General features: G+C 24.7%; 8 protein-coding genes, 1 tRNA gene and 1 pseudogene. 9 read left to right on the top strand and 1 reads right to left on the bottom strand.

Annotation, left to right across the window (positions count from 1 at the left end):
• The first annotated feature begins 185 nt into the window (after window positions 1-185).
• The 7 genes and pseudogenes from HMPREF0216_RS17320 to HMPREF0216_RS06995 all read left to right on the top strand — a co-directional run bounded on the left by HMPREF0216_RS17320 (window position 186) and on the right by HMPREF0216_RS06995 (window position 6,137).
• Window positions 186-338, top strand: a complete 153-nt coding sequence (locus HMPREF0216_RS17320) for a hypothetical protein (protein WP_169317570.1) — start codon at window positions 186-188, stop codon at window positions 336-338.
• An 82-nt stretch (window positions 339-420) separates the two neighbouring features.
• Window positions 421-864 carry a hypothetical protein gene (locus tag HMPREF0216_RS07020; protein WP_005212973.1) on the top strand — a complete coding sequence of 148 codons (444 nt, stop codon included), beginning with the start codon at window positions 421-423 and terminating at the stop codon, window positions 862-864.
• A gap of 26 nt (window positions 865-890) precedes the next feature.
• Window positions 891-1,325, top strand: coding sequence for a VanZ family protein (locus tag HMPREF0216_RS07015; RefSeq protein ID WP_005212972.1), 435 nt, complete (start codon window positions 891-893; stop codon window positions 1,323-1,325).
• A 495-nt stretch (window positions 1,326-1,820) separates the two neighbouring features.
• A pseudogene (fusA, locus tag HMPREF0216_RS07010) lies at window positions 1,821-3,907 on the top strand (elongation factor G).
• A gap of 190 nt (window positions 3,908-4,097) precedes the next feature.
• Complete coding sequence (locus tag HMPREF0216_RS07005; protein WP_005212955.1) at window positions 4,098-4,334, top strand: hypothetical protein; 237 nt, start codon at window positions 4,098-4,100, stop codon at window positions 4,332-4,334.
• A gap of 129 nt (window positions 4,335-4,463) precedes the next feature.
• Window positions 4,464-4,976 carry a CinA family protein gene (locus HMPREF0216_RS07000; RefSeq protein ID WP_005212952.1) on the top strand — a complete coding sequence of 171 codons (513 nt, stop codon included), beginning with the start codon at window positions 4,464-4,466 and terminating at the stop codon, window positions 4,974-4,976.
• A gap of 234 nt (window positions 4,977-5,210) precedes the next feature.
• Window positions 5,211-6,137, top strand: coding sequence for a CPBP family intramembrane glutamic endopeptidase (locus HMPREF0216_RS06995; RefSeq protein WP_040419293.1), 927 nt, complete (start codon window positions 5,211-5,213; stop codon window positions 6,135-6,137).
• A gap of 108 nt (window positions 6,138-6,245) precedes the next feature.
• On the opposite strand, the gene HMPREF0216_RS06990 is transcribed toward HMPREF0216_RS06995, so the two are convergent.
• The gene (locus tag HMPREF0216_RS06990; protein WP_040419292.1) at window positions 6,246-6,677 is read right to left on the bottom strand and encodes a hypothetical protein; all 432 of its coding nucleotides are present in this window, start codon (window positions 6,675-6,677) and stop codon (window positions 6,246-6,248) included.
• A 251-nt stretch (window positions 6,678-6,928) separates the two neighbouring features.
• On the opposite strand from HMPREF0216_RS06990, the gene HMPREF0216_RS06985 reads away from it, so the two are divergent.
• Both HMPREF0216_RS06985 and HMPREF0216_RS06980 read left to right on the top strand, forming a co-directional pair.
• Window positions 6,929-7,004 (top strand) — tRNA-Phe (locus HMPREF0216_RS06985).
• 315 nt (window positions 7,005-7,319) lie between these two features.
• Window positions 7,320-7,523 (top strand): hypothetical protein, encoded by a 204-nt coding sequence (locus HMPREF0216_RS06980; RefSeq protein ID WP_005212939.1) that lies wholly within the window; start codon window positions 7,320-7,322, stop codon window positions 7,521-7,523.
• Window positions 7,524-7,583: the final 60 nt, after the last annotated feature.

Below are 7,583 nucleotides of genomic sequence, written 5' to 3'. Positions count from 1 at the left end.
CAAAAGCTACGATTTGAATCGTAGCTTTTTTTTTATAAATTTATTTAAGTTATATCGATTGTCGTAAAATATATTAAAAATTGTTATTATTTATTATAAAAATTTTTGAAAAATATTATATAATTATATTACATACCTAAATTATATTTTGAGATTCTTATAAGTTAAGAATGGGAGTGAGTATTATGGATACAAAAGTAGATTTAGAAAAAAAAATTATACAATTGAAATTAGATAAAAGACAACTGGTATTAGCGGGGAAAGATACAAGTAAAATTGATAAAGAAATATTGCATATAAAAAGGGAATTAGATAATTTAGTAGTAACAAATAAATAAAAATTACAAATAAGAATATAAACAAAAAAACTTTCATAAATATTTAAAGGAATATATTTCCAAAATATAAGGAGGAATATTTATGATAAGAACTGTTGTGTGTGAAAAAGATGGGTGTAGTGGAAATTGTTTTTTTATACAAACTGAAGGGAATAATTTAGTATTAACTTGTCAAAAGTGTGGTACTAAATATGAATTTGATATAAGTTATTATGATTTTACAATACTATCTACTTGTTCCAAATGTAATAATAATGTATTTAAAATATTTAGAGATACAGATAAAGAAGGTATATATGCAAAGTGTGTAGAGTGTGGATCAGCTCCGGATAAGATTTATATTGATTCAGATGGTATTCAAGTATCATATGAAGGAAAATTACTAAATGATGTAAAAGAATTAATGTATTTAATAGAACAGAGAATATGCAATTTAGAAGTGAAATTACAAGATTTAGAAAGTAGTCAAGGAATTCTAGAAGAATCACTAGCTTATATAAATAGATATTTAGTAGAGAAAAATTAGGAGTGTTAAGTTATTAGGAGAAAAGTATGAAAAACAAAAGAATCATTATAAATTGGATATTATTAATATTATGGATTATAATAATATTTTTTATGTCACATCAACCAGCAGAGGTTTCTAATCAACAAAGTGATTTAATAATTCAAATATTTAATAAGATAGGATTAGATTTAAATAGTTATTTAGGAAGTTTAGCAACTTTTATTATTAGGAAGACAGCTCATTTTACTGAATACTTTATATTATATATTTTAGCTAATAATGTATTGAGGTATTATTTTAGCGATAAAAAGAAGCGAATCTATATATTAATATTTGTATTAATATATGCAATATCTGATGAAGTACATCAATATTTTGTACCGGGAAGAGCTATGGCATTAAGAGATGTTTTAATTGACTTTTCAGGAGGATTTACTGCTTGCTTAGTAGAAATAATATATAAGTATATAAAAAAGTAATAAAAAATATTATTAGTGTTCCACCTAAAAATTCAAATGTTATATTTAAATAATAAGACTTATACTAAAGAAAAAGATTTAGTATAAGTCTTTGTTTTTTCTATATTATGAAGTATATAAATAGATAAAAATATTAACTATTATGTATATTTTTAAATAGGGTTTATAGATTCATAGATTTGTTGTGTTTGAGAAATAGTTTAATATATACATCTAATTTAAACAATATAAATATAAATAGAATAATAATAAGTGATTAATGGTTAAACTATAAGTGATTAATGGTTAAACTATAATTTATTGGGAATAATTTTATATAAAGATAAAAAGCTTAAAAGTAATAGAATAAATTAATTATGTACTATTTAAGTTAGTAAGTTCATAAAGATTAAGTATAACTTAAAACAAAAGTTACCAGTAAAACTATAATCAATCTATATAAGAAAGGTGGGTGAAAGATAATACTATTCACTTTTAGTAGTATTATTGTATGTTATGAAAGACTATAATTATAAAAACCTGAGGAATGTAGGATTAATAGGCCATGGGGCAACAGGAAAAACATCTTTAGCAGAAGCTTTGTTATTTTATACAAATAACACTGATAGATTAGGTAAAGTAGAAGATGGTACGACTGTTATGGATTATGAACAAGAAGAAAAGAAAAGAGGTATATCATTATCTACTTCAATAGCATCATTTGAAGAAAATAATACTAAAATAAATATAGTAGATATGCCTGGATATTTTGATTTTCAAGGTGAAATGGTTCAAGGTATGAGAGCCGTAGATATAGCTACTATAGTTGTTTTGCTGTATCAGGTGTTCAAGTAGGAACTGAAAAATCATGGGATTATTGTGAAAAGATTAAATTGCCAAGAGCATTTTTTATAAATAAAATGGATAGAGAAAATGCTAGTTTTGATAAAACATTAGAGCAAATGAAAGAAAGATTTGGAATGAGTATAGTTCCAATTCAATATCCTATAGGAAAAGAAAGTGATTTTAATGGTATCGTTAATGTAATTTCTAAAACTGCATTACAATATAATCCTAAAACTTCTAAAATGGAACCTATAGATATACCAGAAGAATTAAAGGATAAAATAGATGAATGTAAGCAAATGATTATGGAAGCAGTGGCAGAAACTGATGAAGAATTATTAGATAAATACTTAAATGATGGTGAATTATGTGATGATGACATTTATGCAGGATTAATAAAAGGATGTTCACAAGGTGAAATTGCGCCAGTATTATGTGGTAGTGCGACAAAAGTCATTGGAATTAAATCAATGATAAATAGTATAGTCCAATGTTTCCCATCACCAGAGCATTCTCTTCCACAAAAAGCTATGAATTTAGCAATAAATGAAGAGGTTTTCATAAAAATTAATGAAGATAAACCTTTCTCAGCGTTAGTATTTAAAACTATAGCTGACCCATTTGTAGGTAAAATATCATTATTTAGAGTTATGACAGGTAAAATTAAAGGAGAATTAACAGTATTAAATAGTAATAAAGAAAAATCAGAAAAACTAAATCATTTATTTTTCATGAGAGGTAAAAATCAAATACCAACTCAAGAAATAGTTGCAGGAGATATTGGTGCTGTTTCAAAACTTCAATATACAGCTACTGGTGACACTTTGTGTAGTGAAGATTTTAAAATAATGTATGATAAGATTAATTTACCTAATGCTGTAATGCCAATGGCTATTTTACCTAAAGCAAAAGGTGATGAAGAAAAAATATCATTATCATTATCTAAATTAATGGAGGAAGACCCTGTATTTAAAGTTGAACGAGATGTTGAAAATGCTGAAACTATAATTTGGGGACTTGGAGAAACCCACTTAGAAGTTATTGCAAGTAGAATAAAGAGTAAATTTGGTGCAGATGTTTTATTACAATCACCTAAAGTTCCATATAGAGAAACTATTAAAGGCACTTCCGATGTTCAAGGTAAGCATAAGAAACAATCTGGTGGGCATGGACAATACGGAGATGTTAAAATTAAATTTGAACCAAGAAATGATGGAGAATTAGATTTAGAATTTGTTGATAAGGTTGTTGGTGGTGCAGTACCTAGAAACTTTATTCCAGCAGTTGAAAAAGGATTAAGAGATTGTATAAGTAATGGAGTTTTAGCAGGATATCCGGTTGTAGGATTAAAAGCAACTTTATATGATGGTTCATATCATCCTGTTGACTCATCAGAGATGGCATTTAAAATAGCTGCATCTATAGCTTATAAGAAGGGATTGGAATTAGCTAAGCCTATTTTATTAGAGCCAGTTATGAATGTTCAAATATTAGTACCAGATAGTTACATGGGTGATGTAATGGGCGATATTAATAAGAGAAGAGGAAGAGTTATAGGTATGGAACCAGAAGGAAAGGTACAAAAAATAAGTGCTGAAGTTCCTATGGCTGAAATGTTTAACTATGCAACAGATTTAAGATCCATGACTCAAGCTAGAGGAAGTTTTACAAGTGAATTCTTAAGATATGATGAAGTACCTGCAAATGAAGTTTCAAAAATTTTGGATGAAACAAGAAGATTAAGAGAAGAAGCGTAATATATTTATAAAACTTTAAAATTGTTCTGCTTTAAATAGATGAAGATTTTAAGCAGAACAATTTTTTTATAAATTTTAATTTAATATGAATAAAAAATATATAAGTACATAAAATAAAAATAATAAGAAATTGAAGTAATATGTTAATAAGCAGGGGGATTGTAATAGTAAAGAATAGGAGGGTAAAGAAATGCCAGACTATAAGATGGATATAAGAGGTAAATTAGGTTTAAGTGAATATAGTGATATACACGATTATATGGGGATAGTAGAGAAAAATGATAATTTTACTATAACTTTAGATAATTCCAATAAGCAACATATTAATGTAATTACATCAATGTTAAAGGAAAGTAATTTTTCAATTTTAGAGCAAGGAGTAAATAATTCAGGAGATTATTATATTAGTGCAAATAAATTTAAATAAAATCTCTAGAGCTATAGGCTTTAGAGATTTTATTTCTTTAATCATAATATGTATTCTTTAATGAAATATATGTAAATTTACAAATAAAAGGTTTATAATAATAAATACAATGTACTTTTGAGGTGATTTATGAATAAAGATAATATGAAACAAAATTTATATATAAATGAAGAAAGCATAGAGTTTTTATTAGGAAAATTTCTATGTGAAAATGATTTAACTATATCTACAGCAGAATCCTGTACTGGAGGAATGGTTGCTGCTAAATTAATTTCATATTCTGGAATATCAAATGTATTTTTAGAGGGAGCTATAACTTATTCAAATGAATCTAAAATGAAGAGACTAGGAGTTAAAAAAGAAACTTTAGATAAATATGGAGCAGTTAGCAAAGAAACAGCAGAGGAAATGGCAAAAGGAATAGCAATAGCAAGTGGTTCTAAAGTATCAATTGTAACTACAGGAATTGCAGGACCTGGAGGAGGAACAAAAGAAAAGCCAGTTGGATTAGTTTATATTGGAGTATATGTAGAAGGAAAAGTTATAGTTAATAAATATAACTTTGATGGCAATAGAGAGATGGTAAGAAAATCTGCTACAATAGCTGCATTAAATTTATTGATGGATCAATTATGTAAGTAATATATTTTTTAGATAATATTAATATGTATATAAGTAATATTAAGTATAATAACAAAAAATAATCCCCTAATTAAATATAAAAAATTAAAGGGATTATTTTTGTATATAAATAAAATGGGGGAGAGGCGATTAACTATGAAGTTTAAAACTTCATTAATATTATTATCAATTAAAAAAAATATATACAGTTAAAGGTAGAAAATTTTAAAATATTTTATATATAGGGGGATGGTTATGAAAAATGTATCTAGAGCAAATACATATTTTTTAATTATTTTATTATTACAGTTATTTTTACCTATACACTTAGTTTTTAAGATATTTAATATATCAGATGTGAGATTAATGTTATTTCTAAGTCATACAATAACATTCATAATACCAGCTATTATATATCTAATTGTAACTAAGCAATCAGCTAAAGAGGTATTAAAGTTAAATAAACTATATTTTAAAGATATTATATTATTAGTTGTGTTAGCATTTGTATGTCAACCGATAATGTCTTTTTTCTCACTTATATCTCAATTCTTTTTTGAAAATGAAATTGCAACATTTTTTGGACAAATAGTTGAAACACCATATATAGTATTGTTATTATTAATAGCTGTATTACCTGCAATTACAGAAGAAATAACTATAAGAGGAATTGTTTTATCAGGCTATAAAAATAAAAATATATATTTATCAGCAATAATAACGGGATTGTTATTTGGGATAATGCACTTAGATCCACAACAATTTTTATATGCAACAGCATTAGGTTTTATATTTGCAATAGTTGTTAGAATAACTAATAGTATATTTTCAGCATCATTAATGCATTTTTTAATTAATGGTACTTCTGTTACATTGCAAAAAATAATTAGTGTAGTTCCTCAAAATGATAATGTTATAGAACAAGCAACAGAAATAAGTTTAAAAAGTATGCCTTTAATTATGAAGATATATACAGGAGTTTTTTATGGTGGAATAGCAATAGCATTTGGAATAGTAGCTTTTTTCATATTAAGAAAACTAGCCAATATGAATATAAGAAGAGGTATAATAACAAGAGAAGATATTAGTATTAAACCTAGCGGAGAAAAGGAAAATATATTTAATATTCAATTTGTAGTTATAATAATTATATATTTATTATATATGATTATAGCGTTATGATAAATTTTTGATAAAATAATTATAGATAGCAAAAAAATAATGATATAACTTAAAAATTTATTTGTTAGTTTTTAAAGTTATATCATTATTTTTTATTTCATTAAATAATTAATTACATTCGATTTCTTTTATTTCAGAGTGTAAAGATATAAAATCAGAATCTTTAATCCAACCTCGACAATTATATTGACTATCAATAGGTAAATCAACATAGTACCATAGGGTATTATTTATGATTGCACTATCTAAAATATTAACTTCCATTTTAACTTCTAGCTTTTTTAATTTAGGAGAGTTTTGAAGAGGAGCTAAGAACACATCAATATTATTATTAGTTATAGCTGTTTTAATTGGTGGAGTAAGAAAACGGATATTTACATTTTCTAATTTTGAAAATGAATTTCTATATTGATTTCTAATATTATAAAATTGGTTAGATGTTGTTAATAATCTTTTCTTTATAAGAGCTAATTTTTTTTCATAATAAAAATACATAATAACAATTGCTACTATTAAAAGGATAATAATAATGTATTGCAAGATAACCTCCGATAAAAGTATTTACATTATAAGTATATTTTTTAGTAATTAAAAAATGCTTATAATGTAAAACCTCTTAATAATAATGTATGAAAGTTAATTTTAAGTTTAATTCTTGTGAGTATATTACTAATATTAAAAGATATAAATTTCAAGTATTATTAGAATAAATGAGTTTAGTTAAAATACAATAAAAAAAGTAAAAAAACATTTGACAGAATATGAGTAAATATGTATAATTAAATCATCAAGGCTCGATAGCTCAGTCGGTAGAGCAGAGGACTGAAAATCCTCGTGTCCCTGGTTCGATTCCTGGTCGAGCCACCAGGAAAGCAACTTACTTTTGTAAGTTGCTTTTTTTATTTTTAACAATATAAGTATATATCTAAATATAATGTTAGGTTTAAGTATATTAAATTTAGCAATTCAAAAACAAAATCACATTAACTGGTTTCAATAAGTGTTTAAAAAGGTAAAAATAAACCTTTATTTTATATAGGTTAATTGTTATAATTAATATTGTAATAAATTTCATTTAAAGTTAATTTTAAATTAAGAAATAATTAATATATAAATTATATAATTTAGATAAAAGATAAAAGATAAAAGATAAAAGATAAAAGATAAAAGGAGGAGATATAGATGTTAGAAAAGTTAATCTTATCTGATAAGGATTATGATTATTTAACAAAAGGTATAGCAATAGGTGTCATATTAGGCGTTATAGTAGGTACTATAATAGAGAATATAGTATTAGGATTTTCTGCTGGCGGAGTATTTGGAATTATAATAGCATTTATATATTCTTCATATAAAAAAATAAATAAACATATAGATAAGCTATAGTAGCAAATAATACTATTAAGTATATTTTAAGGCACACTATATAATTAATATTAATTATAT

It is taken from the genome of Clostridium celatum DSM 1785 (assembly GCF_000320405.1).
In the GTDB taxonomy this organism is placed as follows: Bacteria; Bacillota; Clostridia; order Clostridiales; family Clostridiaceae; genus Clostridium; species Clostridium celatum.
This window is presented reverse-complemented; position numbering and strand designations above follow the sequence as displayed.